The following is a 16,177-nucleotide window of genomic DNA, read 5'->3' as shown; positions in this document are numbered from 1 at the left end:
TGAAAAACGTCCATGCGCACCGGTCGCATAATCGGGAATCATGCGCGGCAAGATTAATTCCGACCTGCCGCGCTGTTTTTTTATCTTACGCCAGATTGTCGCTCTCGTGGCGCAATTTTCTGGCCAGGGCATCGGTAGCGCGGATCAACGCATCCACAATTCCTATCTCCCGTGAGGCGTGGCCCGCTTCCCGGACGATCTGTAACTCTGCATCCGGCCACGCCTTGTGCAAGGCAAAGGCATTATCCACCGGGCACACCATGTCGTAGCGACCGTGGACAATCACACCGGGAATCCCCTCCAGTTTGTCCGCATTGCGCACAATCTGGTCTTCGGTAAGAAAGGCGTTGTTCATAAAATAGTGCGCTTCGATACGCGCAAGGGATAAGGCGCGGTGCGGTTCGGTAAATGACTCGACCACCTCCTGGTTGGGGCGCAAGGTGGCGCAACGGCCCTCCCACAAGGACCAGGCTTTCGCAGCGGCCATCTGCATAATTTCGTTGTCACTGGTCAGATGCCGATAATAAGCCTGCATCAGGTTATGTTGCTCATTCACGGGAATGGGCTGGATAAAATCCTGCCAGTAATCGGGGAACACATGGCTCGCACCGTCCTGGTAGAACCAGTGAAAATCCTGCGGGCGACACAGGAAGATGCCGCGCAGAATTAATCCCAGGACGCGCTCGGGATAGGTTTCCGCATACACCAGGCTGAGCGTTGAGCCCCAGGAACCGCCGAACAATACCCAGCGATCAATCCCCAGGTGTTCGCGAATGACTTCCATATCCTCCACCAGTTTTTGTGTGGTATTGCCTTCAAGTTCGGCATGGGGTCGGGAACGACCGGAGCCGCGCTGATCAAACAGCACGATGCGATAGACCTCCGGATCAAAAAAGCGCCGATCATACTTGCCGCATCCGGCACCGGGCCCGCCGTGAACAAACAGCACCGGAATCCCGTCGGGGTTTCCCGACTCGTCAACATACAATTGGTGAGGAGGCTCCACAGCGATATCGTGGCGTTGATAGGGTTTGATCTCGGGGTAAAACGTCTGCATAGTTTTTCCTTTCAGCAATACTGCACGCCAAAACCGTCGCTGGTACCGCCAGACAGTGTCAAAGATTAACAGTAGCACACCATGACATTTTTATCGGCAACCGCGACCGGTTATAACCTGTTTTGTGGCACAGGACGCAGGATGCTGCCACCGGGGTGCGTTACAAAGACTTTACAAGTTTTCACAAAATGACGGATTCTACTGACATAGACTGACAAACCCATCTCTTAGACTGCTGCGCAATCTACCGAGGGAGTCGCCACCATGCAACGCGCCGAACGTCTGTTCCAGTTACTGACCCTGTTACGCAACCGCCGCACCGCTTTGACGGCGCGTCAATTGAGCGAGCATATGCAGGTTTCCGAGCGCACGATTTATCGTGATATCCAGGCGCTCAGCCTGTCCGGCGTCCCGGTGGAGGGCGAAGCCGGGGTCGGTTATCGCCTGCAACGTCATTTCCAGTTACCGCCCCTGATGTTTGACCGTCACGAAGTGGAAGCCTTATTGCTCGGCGCACGGATGGTGAGCGGTTGGGGCGACAGCCAGATGGCCGCCAGCGCCAACAGCGCTATCCAGAAAATTCTCGCGGTCCTGCCCGACCACCTGCGTCACAGCGATGAAAACCTGCCCTTGCTGGTGCCGACCTACGATGAATATCAAAAGATCTACACCGCCCACAGCCAGACCATCCGCGAGGCCATTCGCCAACAGCGGATGTTGTTGATCGACTACAAGCGCGCGGATGAACAAACCTCGTCGCGCCAGATTGAGCCCCTGGGGCTGATCTTCTGGGGCAAGGTATGGACTCTGGTCGCCTGGTGTCAATTACGCGGTGACTATCGTGTATTTCGCCTTGATCGCATCCAGCAATTGACGACCACGGATGAAAAATTCACGACCAGCGATGAAAAAAGTTTGAAGCATTATCTGAACCTGATGGCAGACAATTATGAGCAATACAACGAACAAGCCTACGACTGCCAACAACATCAAGTCGCTGAGCTTATCGAGTAAACCGCCAGTACGCTGCGGCTGGTGCGGCACCGACGAACTCTATTGTCAGTATCACGATGAGGAGTGGGGCGTGCCGGTTTACGACGACCAGAAGATGTTTGAGTTTTTGATACTGGAGGGCGCCCAGGCGGGCTTGTCGTGGATTACGGTGTTGCGCAAGCGGGAGGCTTATCGCAAGGCGTTTGATCATTTTGATCCGGTCAAGATTGCGCGTTACAGCGAGGCGAAGAAGGCGAAGCTGCTGCTGAATCCGGGCATCATCCGCAACCGCTTGAAGATCGAGAGCGTGGTGCGCAATGCGCGGGCGTTTCTGGATTTGCAGGAACAGGGGGAGAGTTTCAGCGATTTTCTGTGGCAGTTTGTGGATGGCAAGCCGAAACAAAACCGCCGCCGGACGCTGGCGGATATCCCGGCGTCAACCCCGGAGTCGGATGCGATGAGTAAGGCGTTAAAAAAGCGCGGGTTTAATTTTGTGGGCACGACGATTTGTTATGCGCATATGCAGGCGACCGGGATGGTGAATGATCATTTGATGAGTTGTCATCGTTATAAGGATTGTGCTGGGTGACTCCTGAGGTGTTGGGATTGTCGTGTTCATGGCTTCCGTTATCACCTCTGGGACTCGCCGTGAACCCATCCATGGGGGCTCATCACCAGCATCCATGCTGGCGATGGTCCCAGAGGTGATAACGGAAGCCATTCCGGAAGTCCGGAGTATGCGGCGGGTTAATGCCGGAGAGAATTGAGAAATATTCGAAAAATGCTGCACATCAAGAGAAGGCGAGAGAATAGGTAAATCGTAAATTTACATTCTCAGACTTATCGAAAAATACACAAGCGCGCTACGAAGCAAAAACGCCCCTCGGTTGGCAAGTTCCCCCAATCTTTTAATAAATCACCCGGCGGCACATAGGCTGCAGAATGGGTTCCGGTATTGGGTCCGAGACCATCGCCGGCAAGGATGCCGGTGATGAGCCCCCATGGATGGGTTCACGGCGAGTCTCGGACCCAATACCGGAACCCATAACTCACACACACTCCATCCCACCAAAAACAATTCAAGCGACAACTACCCACGCCTATATTTCCAGTCGACGCAAAACCAGTTCAAAAAACCAGCAATAAAAACAAAACAATCTATCAGCACTCTATAAGCCAAACGCCGACTGGTCTATGCTTCAAAACGTAGCGCCAGATCACCCTGCGGAACCCCTCAAGGAGCACAGGGTCATCAACAATAGATCAATAACATATCGACGCAAGCTACCCACCCCACTGCACACCATCGACATGGAGAAAAGTTATGAGCAAACACCGTCACACCGTCGGAGTCGGCGTTAACCTCGGGCGTACCGAAGCCCTGCGTGATCAACTCGTTGCCGAAATTACCGAATACGAACGCCAACAGGCCTCGCTGAAATTGAATGGCAATCACGTGAATTTCAGCATGATTCAAACGTATAAAGAATTGATTCATGCGCGACGGGAAATGCTGAGCAAACTCCCTCCCCGGTTTTAATCTCAACGAATAGCGCGCGTCATCTCACGCTTTGATGACGCGGCTTATGCTTGTTTCGCACCGCCATCCCTGTTATTCGGTCGCTAGCTTTTTATAAGGGATACACCTGCACCTCATCACCTTCCGCCACGCTGACACCCACATCAATACGCACCAGGCAATTCGCCCAGACCACCGAAGACAATGCTCCGGAGCTTTGTTGCGGGTAGATCTCTACACCGGCGGGTGTGATGCGGCCACGCAGGTATTCGCAGCGTTTGCGGGGGTTGGGTAGTGCGAACCGTGCAGGCAGGTGCAGGGGTTGGGGTGGTGTGTAGGTGCGGCCTTGGCGTTTGAACAGCAGTGCGCGTACTAACAGGTTAAAGGTAACGAAGGCAGAGACGGGATTGCCCGGCATACCGACAAAGGGGGTGTCGCCCACATAGCCGAAGGCGAGGGGTTTGCCGGGTTTGAGGTTGATCTTCCAGAGTTTCAATTCGCCCAGTTCAGTCACGGCGGCCTTCACATGATCCTCTTCGCCCACCGATACGCCGCCACTGCTGAGGATGACATCGGCCTCTGCGGCTGTTTGTAATGCGGCTTTGGTGGCGTCGAGGGTGTCGGCCACGATGCCCAGGTCTACCACCTCGCAGCCGAGGTCGCGCAGGAGACCCGTGAGCAGATAGCGGTTGGAGTTGTAGATTTTGCCCGGTACCGGCGCCTGACCCGGCTCCAGTAATTCGTCGCCGGTGGATAAGAGCGCGACTCGCAGGGGACGGTAAACCAGAACTTCCGCAATATTGACCGAAGCCAGCAACCCCACATCCGTAGCTTGCAGGTAATGACCTTTTTCCAGCAGGCGTGTACCGGCATGAATATCCTGCCCCTGGGGGCGAATGTTTTCCCAGGGTTTAACCGGGGCCAACAGGGTGACGCGATCACCCTCTTCCCGGCAATCCTCCTGAATAATGACCGCATCGGCGCCGACTGGAATTTCCGCACCGGTAAAAATCCGGGCCGCCGTGCCGGCCAGCAATGGTTGTGCGACCTCCCCGGCCGCGATGCGCTGGCTGATGGGCAAGCTGCTGCCAACCTGTAAGCCCGTGCTATTAACGGCGTAACCATCCATGGCGCTGTTGTCAGCGGGCGGAACATTGATTTGCGCCTGGTAAGGCTGTGCAAGCACTCGCCCGAAAGCCTGCAGCAACGGCAGGGTTTCGGTAGCTTTGATGGTGCTCACGCCCTCAATCAATTGCTGGCGGGCGGATTCAATGCTGATGAGCTTTTTGGTCATGGTGTTATCCGAAGATCCTGTTGTTATCCGTCAGGTTTTTACGCTTGAGTGTCAAATGTGGATGATGGTGGGGGCGGGCTGGTCGTTCTTCAAATTGAAGTCGGATTACGCGGCGGTGCCGCTAATCCGACCTACGGGTGCGAATCACAGTTTGATTTGTTCGACGAAATTGCAGGGGCGGTGGCGGCTGTCGAGTTGGTCTTTGATGATGCGTTGCCAGGCGGTTGTGCAGGCGCCGGTGGAGCCGGGCAGACAAAAAATCAGGGTGCGATTGGCGAGTCCGGCGGTGGCGCGGGACTGGATAGTGGAGGTGCCGATCTCCTCGTAAGATACCTGGCGAAACAGCTCACCAAAACCTACCACGGTTTTGTCGAACAAGGGCGTAACGGCCTCCACCGTGCTGTCGCGGCCAGCAAAGCCGGTGCCGCCGGTAATTAAAATCACCTGTGCCTGTTTATCCACAATCCACTGAGAGATGACGGCGCGAATCTGGTAGATGTCATCCTTCACCAGCTCGCGCTGATGCAGCTGATGTCCGGCTTCATGCAATAAATCCTGCAAGCGCTGCCCCGAGGTATCCGTCTCGCGGTTGCGCGTGTCGGAAACGGTCAGCACACAAATATTGAGGGCTACAAAATCGGTTTGACTGCTCACAAATGAATGTCCTTGAACAAAGGTAGAGAGGTGGCGACCGGGATGTCAGCCGCCGGTGGTATTCATAAAGCGCAAGATTTGGGGCTCTTCGGCCAGATTAAAGTCGTGTTGCAGCGGTTTATTGGCCATGGCCGCGATGATCGCTTCACGCAAGGGCGCCGGATCATCGGGCGATGCGCGCAACGGCGCACGCAGGTCCACACTGTTTTCCTGACCCAGGCACAAGAGCAAGCGCCCTACCGCCGTCACCCGCACGCGATTGCAACTGCTGCAAAAATTCTGGCTGTGGGGGGAAATAAAACCAATGCGGGACCCATGGCTACCGCTACGCCAATAGCGCGCAGGCCCGCCGGAATTATCGTCCACCGGCACCAAGGGAAATTGTTGTTCGATCAAACTGCGCAACTCGGCGCTGCTGACAAACTCCGCCGCACGGCCATGGTCATCGATACGGCCCAGGGGCATCTCTTCAATAAAGCTGATATCCAGCCCTTCATCCAACGCAAAGCGCACCAGCTCCGGCACTTCATCAGCGTTGAAGTGTTTGAGGGCAACGCAATTCAATTTAATGCGCGAGAAACCCACCCGCTGGGCGGCGCGGATGCCTTCCAGTACCTGCTGCACATCGCCAAAGCGGGTCAGGCGGCGGAAGCGTTCGGGGTCGAGGCTGTCGAGGCTGATATTGATGCGATCCACGCCCGCGTCGTGCAGGGCTTGCGCATAACGCGCGAGATGGGTGGCGTTGGTGGTCAGGCATAAGCTGCGCAGACCGGGCAACTGACCTAGCTGTTCCATCAACTCAATCACGCCCCGGCGGATCAGCGGTTCGCCGCCGGTGATGCGTAACTTGTGCACGCCCAACTCCGTAAAGGTTTTACCAACCTGAGCCAGCTCTTCAATGCTGAGCAGCTCATTGCGCGGCAAAAACGTCATATCTTCCGCCATGCAATAGACGCAGCGCAGGTCGCAACGGTCGGTGATCGACAGGCGCACATAAGTAATCTCGCGCCCGAATCCATCTACCAGGGCAGCGCGTCGGGGCGCAGCGGGTCGATCCGTTTCCGGCCGATCAGCCTCCGTGAAAGACACTGTATACATAGATGTTCTCATCTCACCTGGGTGCTCACATGATAGCGCAGAGTCTGGCGGCTTCCTGTTAACTTTACAGCGCCTAACGTTTATTAAGGCGTTAAAAAAGACAAATGCACACAATTGGTTCCAGTGCACCATGTGTTGATTCATTTTGGAACATTTTTATTAAAAAATTCCAGCTCAATTTTGCAATAAAAAAGCGCACACCTGCACACCATTGGTGCCGCAATCGGAATTCATACGGCCCACCCAAATGTTGAAACCAGGCTTTTCATCACGCATAACCTATTGAAAATAAAGTACTAAAAAAATTTATTCACGCCGAATCGGCAAATGGCATTGTCTTTGCTCAACCCCCTTTGCGCAGATTTATTCACTGCGAGATGTTTTAAGACCGGTGCAATGTGTAGTTTTCAACTTGCGCGGTCACTACCAAAGGGCTGTTATTGTGAGTACTTCATCTTTATCGCGTTACACACCTGCTGACGAAACCGTCACCGCCCTTCATGCGCACGCTGTTGAGCCGCTGATGGCCCGCGCAGCGCAATTCACGGTAACAGTAGCCCCCGCTACCCGTCAGGGTGCGGCCCAACGTCATTCAACAACATCGTCCAGCGGAAAAGTCTGGCTGGTGGGTGCCGGTCCGGGCGACGCAGAATTGTTAACCCTTAAAGCCCTGCGCGCGATTGAAAACGCCGATATTATTTTTTTCGATCAGTTGGTCAGTGCCGACATCCGTGCATTATTTCCCGCTGGCACACCGGCTCTGTATGTCGGCAAAGCGAAAAATCATCACAGCATTGCACAGGAAGATTTGAACCAACTGTTGGTAAACCAGGCGCAACTGGGTTTGACCGTGTGCCGCATTAAAGGTGGCGATCCGTTTGTGTTCGGTCGCGGTGGTGAAGAGTTATTAGAGTTGCGTAAAGCCGGCATCGACGCAGAAGTGATTCCCGGTATTACCTCAGCATCCGGTTGCAGCACCTACGCCAATATTCCCCTGACCCATCGCGGCCTTGCACAAGGCTGCACCTTTGTCACAGCCCATGCCGAAAAAACCCTCGACGTTAACTGGTCGGCGCTGGCGCAACTGAATCACACCCTGGTGTTTTACATGGGCCTGACCCGCGCGGAAATTATTGCCACCGAGTTACAAAAAGGTGGCATGGCTGCTGACACACCGGCCGCGATTATTGAAAACGGTTGCCGCAGTAATCAGCGCGTGATCATCGGCGCTTTGCATGAATTAACTGAATTGGTTGCGCGCGAGCACGTGCAATCACCCGCCTTAATTATCGTCGGCCAGGTGGTGAGTCTGGCGGAGCAATTGCAACCGGACTTTTGGCAATCTGTTGCAGCAGAAGCCAACAACCAACGTTTGTTAGCCTGAGAGTAGGAGTGAGGTTATGAAACAACGCATTATTGTTGTCGGCAACGGTATGGTCGGCCACAAATTTATCGATGGCCTGCTCAACAGCGAGAAAGCCGCAGATTATGAAATCCTGACGTTCTCCGAAGAGCCACGGCTCGCCTATGATCGGGTAAAGCTTAGCTACTATTTTGCCGGTTCAACCGTGCAGGATTTAATGTTGACATCGGAAACGGAATACCAAGCGCGCGGCGTGCACTACACCCTGAGCGACAAAGTGGTGGGCATCGACACCGCCAACAATACCGTCACCACAGCCAGTGGGCGCAGTGAGCGCTACGACAAGTTAGTGCTGGCCACCGGCTCTTATCCTTTCGTTCCGCCCGTACCGGGCAAGGACCAACCGCATTGTCTGGTGTACCGTACCATTGAAGATCTGGAAGCCATCACTGCATCCGCCGCTGAAAGCAAAGTGGGTGTTGTTGTGGGCGGCGGCTTGCTCGGGCTGGAAGCGGCCAACGCGTTAAAAAACCTCGGGCTAAAAACCCACGTGGTGGAATTCGCTCCGCGCTTGATGGCAGTGCAACTGGATGAAGGCGGCGGCCAATTATTGCGTCGCAAGATTGAAGCGCTCGATGTGAGTGTGCACACCGAAAAAAATACCAAAGAAATTGTGGCGGGCGAAGAATGCCGTTACCGCATGAATTTTGCGGACGGCTCCTTTCTGGAAACCGACATGATTTTATTCTCTGCCGGGATTCGTCCGCAGGATGAACTCGCGCGTCAGTTTGGTCTGGCCATCGGCGAACGCGGCGGCATTGTGATTAACAACCATTGCCAGACCTCCGTCGATAATGTTTATGCCATTGGTGAATGTGCCCTGTGGGACAACCGCATCTTCGGTCTGGTTGCGCCGGGTTATCAAATGGCCAAGGTGGCAGTCGCTCACATCACTGGCAGCGCTGATCAATTTACCGGTGCCGACATGAGCACCAAATTGAAATTACTCGGTGTGGATGTGGCGAGCATCGGCGATGCACAGGGTCGCACACCGGGCTCACAATCCTACATCTTCAGCGACGGTGTGGCGGAAGTTTACAAACGCCTGATCGTCTCCGCCGACGGCAAAAAATTACTCGGCGCCGTTTTGGTGGGCGATGTCGAAGCCTACGGTACGCTGCAACAGATTTGCGTCAACGCTATGGATTTGCCCGACGCACCAGAGCAATTGATCCTGCCAGCGGTAGAAGGCGGAGGAATGGCCATCGGCGTTGATGCACTGCCGGAAACCGCGCAAATCTGTTCCTGCTACGACGTCACCAAAGGCGCTATCTGCTGCTCGGTGCAAAACGGTATCACCACCCTGGCCGGCATCAAGGACGCCACCAAAGCGTCTACCGGTTGCGGTGGTTGTGCGGCGCTGGTCAAGCAAGTCATGGACAGTGAACTGGTTAAACTCGGGGTCGAAGTCAACAACAATCTCTGCGAACACTTTGCCCATACGCGGCAAGAGCTGGCGGATATCGTGCGCGTGAAAAAGATTCGTACCTTTGATGAATTACTCGATCAACACGGTCACGGTTTGGGTTGCGATATTTGTAAACCGGCAGTGGGTTCCATCCTGGCGTCCTACTGGAATGAATATGTGCTCAAGCCGGAACATATTGGCCTGCAGGACACCAACGACATCTTCCTCGGCAATATGCAAAAAGACGGCACCTACTCTATTGTGCCGCGTATTGCCGGCGGTGAAATCACACCGGACAAATTGATTGTGCTGGGCGAAGTTGCCAAAGAATTTAATCTGTATACCAAGATCACCGGCGGACAGCGGATCGATTTATTTGGCGCGCAGTTGCATCACCTGCCGACCATCTGGAAGAAATTAATCGACGCCGGTTTTGAAACCGGCCACGCCTACGGCAAAGCCGTGCGCACCGTAAAATCCTGCGTGGGCAGCACCTGGTGCCGCTACGGCGTGCAGGACAGCGTCGGCATGGCCATCGCTATCGAAAATCGTTACAAGGGATTACGTGCACCGCATAAATTAAAATTTGCGGTGTCCGGTTGCACACGCGAATGTGCGGAAGCGCAATCGAAAGACATCGGCGTGATTGCAACAGAGAACGGTTGGAATTTATATGTATGCGGCAATGGCGGTATGCGCCCACGCCACGCCGATTTATTTGCTACCGACCTCGATGACGACACGCTGATTAAATATATCGACCGCGTATTGATGTTCTACATCCGCACCGCTGATCGTTTACAGCGCACCTCCGTGTGGCTGGAAAATCTGGAGGGCGGCCTGGCCTACCTGAAGAAAGTGGTGATCGAAGACAAACTCGGTATCGCGCAAGACCTGGAAGATGAAATGACCAGCAACATTGCTAACTACCAGTGCGAATGGAAAACTACCATTGAAGATCCAAGCAAGCTGAAACGTTTCAGTCACTTCATCAACTCAAAAGCGATTGATGAAAACCTGGCTTACGTGATCGAACGGGATCAACCGCGCCCCGCCACTGCTGAAGAACGCGCGCAGAAAATTCCGTTGATTGAACTGGTAGAAAATTAATCGGTACATATCGCTCGCCTCACCGGGCGAGCCAGATACATCAACAACATTCCACAACGAGAAGCCATTATGAATACCATGACAGCGACTTCCGAAATCACCCGCCACGCGCACGTCTCCGAGTGGACCAGCGTGTGCGAGGTCAGCGATCTGTTACCGGATACCGGCGTCTGCGCATTGATCAATCAAAAGCAAATCGCCATCTTTCATTCGCGCCGCCTGAACGAATACTTCGCCATCGGCAACTACGACCCCATCGGCGAAGCCAATGTGTTATCGCGCGGCATCATTGGCTCCATCGGCGATGCGGTGGTGGTTGCTTCCCCTTTGTATAAACAACATTTTAATTTACGTACCGGTGAGTGTCTGGAAAAGCCCGAGCACACCATACCGACTTACGCCATACGCGTTCAGGACGGCCTGGTGCAGGTACACGCGTAACCTTTTCGGACGCACGGTTTTCAATTATCACTCGACCCCTGCCGCCGGTAAAACGGCGGCCTTTTTCCCCGCTTCTTCGACGACTGCTTCATGAAGTCGGCCTCTGGGGCAGCCTCGGCTGCCCCACTTTTTACCAGGATACCTCAAGGATATTTCAACGTTGATGCGTGGGATACCAAAACCTCTTTATGCTGAAACAGAAATTCCACCACAGCCCGAACAGACGGAAGCAATCCTCTGCGGTGCGGCATCAACAGGGTTGTAGTTACTTCACCGGCGATCCATCCTTCCAATACCTGCACGAGCCGTCCGGATAAAAGTTCTGTCATACACAGTTGGCGCGGCAAGCAGGTAATGCCCAGACCATAGCTCGCTGCATTTATCAATGTTGTCGTGTCATTTGCAATAAAACGTGGAATGGGCGTGACGTTAACTGTATCGCCCGTCCTATGGGTAAGCGACCAGTTCGACGCTGATGTCGCCGTTAACAAGCCGTGATGATCGACAAGATCTTTCGGCGTTTTCGGTATCCCGAATGTGTCAAGATAACCGGGTGAAGCCAGGAGAAAAACAGGGTCAATGCAAAGCTGCCGCTGGACCAACTCGGAATCCGGCAGCGGTGAAAAGTGATCACGGATAACGATATCAAAACCTTCTTGTATCACATCAACAAAACGATCTGTCGCCTCCAGATCTATGCGCAATTTTGGATATTTTCCCGCAAGTTCGGGCAGCAGTGGAGCCAAAAAAAGTTGCGCTGTCGGTATCGAGGCGGTGATCCGCACCAATCCGTTAGGCTCTGCCAAGCGACCACGAACAATATTTTCTGCTGCTTCCGCCTCGATCAACATGGCCGCCGCATGGCGATAAAAATCCTTGCCAGTGTCAGTCACAACAAAACTGCGCGAGGTTCGTTGAATCAGGCGGACACCGAGCGCTTTTTCGAGCGCGGCGACACGCTTGCTGAGGGTCGCTTTGGGAATGCCAAGCTGGCGCGAAGCCGGAGCAAATCCCTGGCAGTCCACAGCCTGAACAAAAAGATAAAAGTCGTTTAGGTTCCTCATCTTTCCTCACCGTCTCCAGATATAGACTTTGCGTAAACAAATTGCGATCTATTGAATCACCGTATCTCTATATAAACTTTCGATATTCATGACTGATTTGTCAATTACTGGAGCAAAGTATGAGTGATGTAACTATTGTGGGCCTTGGCGCTATGGGTAAAGCATTAGCCGAAACCCTCATGACCCAAGGGTTAGCGGTGAGTGTCTGGAATCGGTCCGCCGAAAAAGTGAAATCGCTGGTAGCCAAAGGTGCCACAGCTTCGGCCGATGCCGCGTCTGCTATTAGCGCCAGCGAGCTGGTGTTGATATCGGTACTCGACTACCAGGCTGTAAAGGACATTCTGGCATCAGCGACGCAGGTTTTGGCTGGACGAACGATTGTTAATCTCACCAATGGCACACCATCGCAGGTGCGCGATATGGCTGCATGGGTAGAGAAATTGGGGGGCAAATATCTTGATGGCGGCGTAATGGTGACACCAGAGTTAGTCGGCGGCCCCGAGGCATTTGTATTCTACAGCGGACCTCACACCGTTTATAAACAGCACCAAAAAGTACTGACCATGCTGGGCGGGCCAGTTTATGTTGGAGAAAGTTTTGCACTCGCGGCGATTTATGATCTGGCATTACTCAGTGCAATGTTTGGCATGTTCGCCGGTTATATTCATGCTGCTGCGCTTTTGCGCTCTGAGAATATCCCTGTCACCGATGTCACGCCTATGATCATGTCCATGCTGAATGCGATGATTGAGCTCTTTCCGCAAACTGCGCAGGAAATTGATACCGGTCTCTATCCGCAACCGAGCTCCAACAACACGATGATGGCTGCCGGACTCAAAAATATTCTCGATGCCAGTCGTGAGCAAGGCGTGCAGGAAGATCTTATGCAACCGATCTGGAAATTATTTCAACAAGCTTCCACTTCAGGCCTGGGCGATAAAGATATCTCCGCGCTGCCACGGCTGCTTGACGCAAATCTTCGCACATAGTGACTGGGGTACTCACGAGGGAAGGGGTTGACCGGCACAATTTATGCGCATATTGTATGCGCATTCCACATAAAGGAGAGAAGCATGTTCGCCCTTTACGACCAGAACGCCCCAAAGAAACCCACAAACCTCAGCATAAACAGTGATTTATTGAAAAAGGCCAAGGAGCTGGATATCAACCTTTCAGCGGCACTGGAGCAAGTACTCGCCGAAAGATTAAAAACAAAACAAACGCAGGAATGGCTGGAAAACAATAGGCAAGCTATTGCCGCTTACAACAAATCCATAGAAGAGAGTGGCGTATTCAGCGATGGACTAAGGAGCTTCTAGTGGCCCAGTTCAGCGTCTATCAAAACAAAAGCACCCAGAGTAAAAAGGAATTCCCGCTCCTGCTGGATGTTCAAGCCAACCTACTTGATGCACTACAAACGACGGTTGTCATTCCTCTGAAAAAGCTTGAGCCCGGCAAAAGCAATGTCCTTACGCAACTAACGCCGATTATCAAGATTGATGGTTCGGATTACGTTGCGCTTACACCACAGCTCGCTGGCATCCAACGAAAAATATTAGGCAAGCCCGTTGCCGCTATTGATTACGCAAGAGCAGACATTGTGAACTCGCTGGATTTTCTCTTTACGGGTATTTAAGCAGTAGCATATGAATTTATTCTACGCTTACCAAAATAATTTAATGCCTAAAGTAAGCAATGCGTTTTTTCAGATCGGCGGCCTTACCTTTCAGATCAGTACCACTTCTATCCACTTGCGCGAGAGTAGAAACAGTGAGATCTGTCACCTCATTGATGCGCAGAATGTTTTTATTGATTTCTTCCGCTACGGAAGATTGTTCTTCGGCGGCGGTGGCAATCTGAATGTTCAGGTTATTGACATCAGACACGGTAGATTTAATCGTGACCAGCGTGGCCTCCATTTCCTGCGCATAAGACACCGTGGCCTTGGCCCCGGATCGACTGGTTTCCATGGTTGATACCACATTCTCCACGCCTGATTGCAAACGCTCAATCATCATGCGAATTTCCTCCGTCGATTGATGGGTTTTACTGGCGAGGGTTCTTACCTCATCTGCCACCACCGCAAAACCTCGGCCCTGCTCGCCGGCTCTCGCTGCTTCAATCGCCGCATTTAATGCCAGTAGGTTGGTTTGTTCAGCGATGCTGCGGATCACCTCCAATACTTTACCGATCTCACGACTTTCCGATTCAAGTTTCAACACTACTGCCGCCGCATTTTCAATATCATCGTGCAGTGTAAGAATGGCTTTCACGCTGTTTTCCATCAAGCGTCCGCCCTCGACAACACGCTGATCAGCAGTTTTGGTTGCCTCTGCTGCGTATTGCGTGTTCTTTGCCACCTCATTCACCGTCGCAGCCATTTCGTTCATAGCTGCCGCGACTTGCTCGGCTTCTTCTTTTTGAATATTCAACTCACGTATTGAGCGTTCACTGCTGATCGATAATTCCCGTGAGGTCGCTTCCACTTCGTCAGATGCGTTCTGAATACCCGCCACAATCACTTTAAGTTGTTTGGCCATTTGCAGAATAGCGGCCATAACACTTCCGGCTGGAATACTCGCCTCGTTTAATCGCAGATCTAACTGCCCCGCAGAAATTTCTTGCGCCGTACTCGCGGCTACCCCCGGTTCCGCACCCAACTGGCGAATCAGCCGTGCACTGAAGAAGATAGCAATCATAACACCGGCCAGAATCCCAATGGTCGAACTGATGATGAGTGTGAGGTTCGTTTTCTGTTGTGACTGTGCCTCCGCTAACTCGCGTTCTTCTAATAAACTGCGTTCTTCTGCAGCGATATCCTTGATGATGGCACGCATGGAATCCATGCCTGCCTTTCCGGCACCTCGCCTGACCATTACGACAATATCATCAAGGGTTCCGTTACCTTGATTAACCGCATGGCGGATTCGGACTTCCGCCTCGACCACATTGTCTTTCCAATCGTCATATATTGTATGTAACCGCTGCAGCCGCTCCTGCTGCACCGGGTTATCGCCAGTGAGCTCTTTGATACGATCAAAAGAAAGCTCAAAATCCTGCTCTCCTTGACGCAACGGCGCCAAAAAGGATTCCTCACCCGCTAACAGATAACCACGCTGCCCTGTTTCAATATTGATCAGCGCTGCCAGCAAGTCACGGGACTCCAGCAAGACCTCATAGGTATGCATGGTCCACTTATTATTCTTTACGTTTTGATCAAACAACATAGATACCCATATCGCCGATATCACAAAAACCGCAATCACCAAACCAAACCCCAACAACAATTGTCCACGCACACTAAAATTTTTCATACTCTCTCTCAGACATGACTCAGGGATTAACGAAGCGGCAGATAACCTGGTTGAGCCAACTTGCACACCAGTTAAGCGAAAAAGTATAGATGGGGAATGGCGAAAAACAATCGAGCCATTGCCTTTTTAAACAAGCGAAGCGGAAGCTGCTCCTTGTGTGAGAAGATGCTTATATTAAGCGGTTGACCAAACAACAGCGCATAGGGATGTGCGCCTTCGCTCCAGGGCCAGCTAAAAAGGTGATTAATAGTGTCGCAAGAAAACCACCTCCCTTTAACCATTTGCAAGGTCACCCTCGCAGAGATTTTAACGATTCATGCCATGCTCCCCGAGATGCGTCCAGCTGAAAGCATTGAGCATTACGCTAACAGAATTAAGAATCGTCCCCATTTAGCTTTGGCAGCCTATATCGATAACCAACCCGCTGGTTTCAAGTTAGGTTACGCAGAGGATGAGCAAACCTTTTATAGCTGGCTCGGCGGAGTTGTACCAACCTATCGACGGATGGGCGTAGCAAAAGCCTTGATCGAGGCTCAGGAATATTGGGCAATCAACGCCGGGTACACGCGCATAAAAGTAAAGTCCATGAATCGCTATCCCGGTATGTTGCGGCTATTGATTGGAGCGGGGTATATGATTGAAGGGTATGAGGGGAATGGTGAACCGATGGAAGCGAAGATTTTATTCTCTAAAGCTTTATAGGCTTCAAGCTTCCCTCAAGATATCGCTGTTATTACGTGAAAATCTGCACAAGATTACTCATTATCAATAACGTAAATCGACTCAGTATAGTAAAGTCTAC

General features: G+C 52.6%; 16 protein-coding genes. 10 read left to right on the top strand and 6 right to left on the bottom strand.

What is annotated here, in order from left to right; translation table 11 throughout:
* Positions 1-85 precede the first annotated feature (85 nt).
* On the bottom strand, positions 86-1,057 hold the full coding sequence (gene pip / locus ACSV5M_RS10415) for a prolyl aminopeptidase (protein ID WP_439176065.1): 972 nt from the start codon (positions 1,055-1,057) through the stop codon (positions 86-88).
* A 264-nt stretch (positions 1,058-1,321) separates the two neighbouring features.
* Between pip and ACSV5M_RS10410 the strand changes: the two genes are divergently transcribed.
* The 3 genes from ACSV5M_RS10410 to ACSV5M_RS10400 all read left to right on the top strand — a co-directional run bounded on the left by ACSV5M_RS10410 (position 1,322) and on the right by ACSV5M_RS10400 (position 3,590).
* Positions 1,322-2,071 (top strand): helix-turn-helix transcriptional regulator, encoded by a 750-nt coding sequence (locus tag ACSV5M_RS10410; RefSeq protein WP_439176063.1) that lies wholly within the window; start codon positions 1,322-1,324, stop codon positions 2,069-2,071.
* Positions 2,007-2,639, top strand: coding sequence for a DNA-3-methyladenine glycosylase I (locus ACSV5M_RS10405; protein ID WP_439176061.1), 633 nt, complete (start codon positions 2,007-2,009; stop codon positions 2,637-2,639). The genes ACSV5M_RS10410 and ACSV5M_RS10405 overlap by 65 nt, the downstream gene beginning before the upstream one ends.
* Before the next feature lie 735 nt (positions 2,640-3,374).
* A complete protein-coding gene (locus ACSV5M_RS10400) occupies positions 3,375-3,590 on the top strand; it encodes a hypothetical protein (protein ID WP_439176059.1) in 216 nt (71 codons plus the stop codon).
* Between the two features lie 91 nt (positions 3,591-3,681).
* Here the strand turns inward: ACSV5M_RS10400 and ACSV5M_RS10395 are convergent, their stop codons facing one another.
* The 3 genes from ACSV5M_RS10395 to moaA form a co-directional block, all read right to left on the bottom strand.
* The gene (locus ACSV5M_RS10395; RefSeq protein WP_439176058.1) at positions 3,682-4,863 is read right to left on the bottom strand and encodes a molybdopterin molybdotransferase MoeA; all 1,182 of its coding nucleotides are present in this window, start codon (positions 4,861-4,863) and stop codon (positions 3,682-3,684) included.
* Positions 4,864-5,007: 144 nt separating this feature from the next.
* Positions 5,008-5,517: a molybdenum cofactor biosynthesis protein B gene (gene moaB, locus ACSV5M_RS10390; RefSeq protein ID WP_439176056.1), complete on the bottom strand. Its 510-nt coding sequence runs from the start codon at positions 5,515-5,517 to the stop codon at positions 5,008-5,010.
* 45 nt (positions 5,518-5,562) lie between these two features.
* Positions 5,563-6,615, bottom strand: coding sequence for a GTP 3',8-cyclase MoaA (gene moaA / locus ACSV5M_RS10385; RefSeq protein WP_439176054.1), 1,053 nt, complete (start codon positions 6,613-6,615; stop codon positions 5,563-5,565).
* A 442-nt stretch (positions 6,616-7,057) separates the two neighbouring features.
* Here moaA and cobA point away from each other — a divergent pair, with 442 nt between their 5' ends.
* The 3 genes from cobA (at position 7,058) to nirD (ending at position 10,997) form a co-directional block, all read left to right on the top strand.
* Positions 7,058-7,999 carry a uroporphyrinogen-III C-methyltransferase gene (gene cobA, locus ACSV5M_RS10380; protein ID WP_439176052.1) on the top strand — a complete coding sequence of 314 codons (942 nt, stop codon included), beginning with the start codon at positions 7,058-7,060 and terminating at the stop codon, positions 7,997-7,999.
* 16 nt (positions 8,000-8,015) lie between these two features.
* A complete protein-coding gene (gene nirB, locus ACSV5M_RS10375) occupies positions 8,016-10,556 on the top strand; it encodes a nitrite reductase large subunit NirB (protein ID WP_439176050.1) in 2,541 nt (846 codons plus the stop codon).
* Between the two features lie 69 nt (positions 10,557-10,625).
* Positions 10,626-10,997 carry a nitrite reductase small subunit NirD gene (nirD, locus tag ACSV5M_RS10370; protein WP_439176048.1) on the top strand — a complete coding sequence of 124 codons (372 nt, stop codon included), beginning with the start codon at positions 10,626-10,628 and terminating at the stop codon, positions 10,995-10,997.
* Positions 10,998-11,140: 143 nt separating this feature from the next.
* Here nirD and ACSV5M_RS10365 read toward each other — a convergent pair whose 3' ends face one another.
* Positions 11,141-12,061, bottom strand: coding sequence for a LysR substrate-binding domain-containing protein (locus ACSV5M_RS10365; protein WP_439176046.1), 921 nt, complete (start codon positions 12,059-12,061; stop codon positions 11,141-11,143).
* A 119-nt stretch (positions 12,062-12,180) separates the two neighbouring features.
* Here ACSV5M_RS10365 and ACSV5M_RS10360 point away from each other — a divergent pair, with 119 nt between their 5' ends.
* The 3 genes from ACSV5M_RS10360 to ACSV5M_RS10350 all read left to right on the top strand — a co-directional run bounded on the left by ACSV5M_RS10360 (position 12,181) and on the right by ACSV5M_RS10350 (position 13,697).
* Positions 12,181-13,050: an NAD(P)-dependent oxidoreductase gene (locus ACSV5M_RS10360; RefSeq protein ID WP_439176044.1), complete on the top strand. Its 870-nt coding sequence runs from the start codon at positions 12,181-12,183 to the stop codon at positions 13,048-13,050.
* An 84-nt stretch (positions 13,051-13,134) separates the two neighbouring features.
* Positions 13,135-13,380, top strand: a complete 246-nt coding sequence (locus ACSV5M_RS10355) for a type II toxin-antitoxin system CcdA family antitoxin (protein ID WP_439176042.1) — start codon at positions 13,135-13,137, stop codon at positions 13,378-13,380.
* On the top strand, positions 13,380-13,697 hold the full coding sequence (locus tag ACSV5M_RS10350; RefSeq protein ID WP_439176041.1) for a CcdB family protein: 318 nt from the start codon (positions 13,380-13,382) through the stop codon (positions 13,695-13,697). Before ACSV5M_RS10355 ends, ACSV5M_RS10350 begins: the two co-directional genes overlap by 1 nt.
* 40 nt (positions 13,698-13,737) lie before the next feature.
* Here ACSV5M_RS10350 and ACSV5M_RS10345 read toward each other — a convergent pair whose 3' ends face one another.
* Positions 13,738-15,375 carry a methyl-accepting chemotaxis protein gene (locus ACSV5M_RS10345; protein WP_439176040.1) on the bottom strand — a complete coding sequence of 546 codons (1,638 nt, stop codon included), beginning with the start codon at positions 15,373-15,375 and terminating at the stop codon, positions 13,738-13,740.
* 249 nt (positions 15,376-15,624) lie between these two features.
* Between ACSV5M_RS10345 and ACSV5M_RS10340 the strand changes: the two genes are divergently transcribed.
* The gene (locus ACSV5M_RS10340) at positions 15,625-16,077 is read left to right on the top strand and encodes a GNAT family N-acetyltransferase (RefSeq protein WP_439176039.1); all 453 of its coding nucleotides are present in this window, start codon (positions 15,625-15,627) and stop codon (positions 16,075-16,077) included.
* Positions 16,078-16,177 lie beyond the last annotated feature (100 nt).

The sequence above is a fragment of the Cellvibrio sp. ARAG 10.3 genome, assembly GCF_051846955.1.
Taxonomy (GTDB): Bacteria; Pseudomonadota; Gammaproteobacteria; order Pseudomonadales; family Cellvibrionaceae; genus Cellvibrio.
The sequence above is the reverse complement of the archived record's forward strand: the minus strand, read 5'-3'. Positions and strand labels throughout refer to the sequence as shown.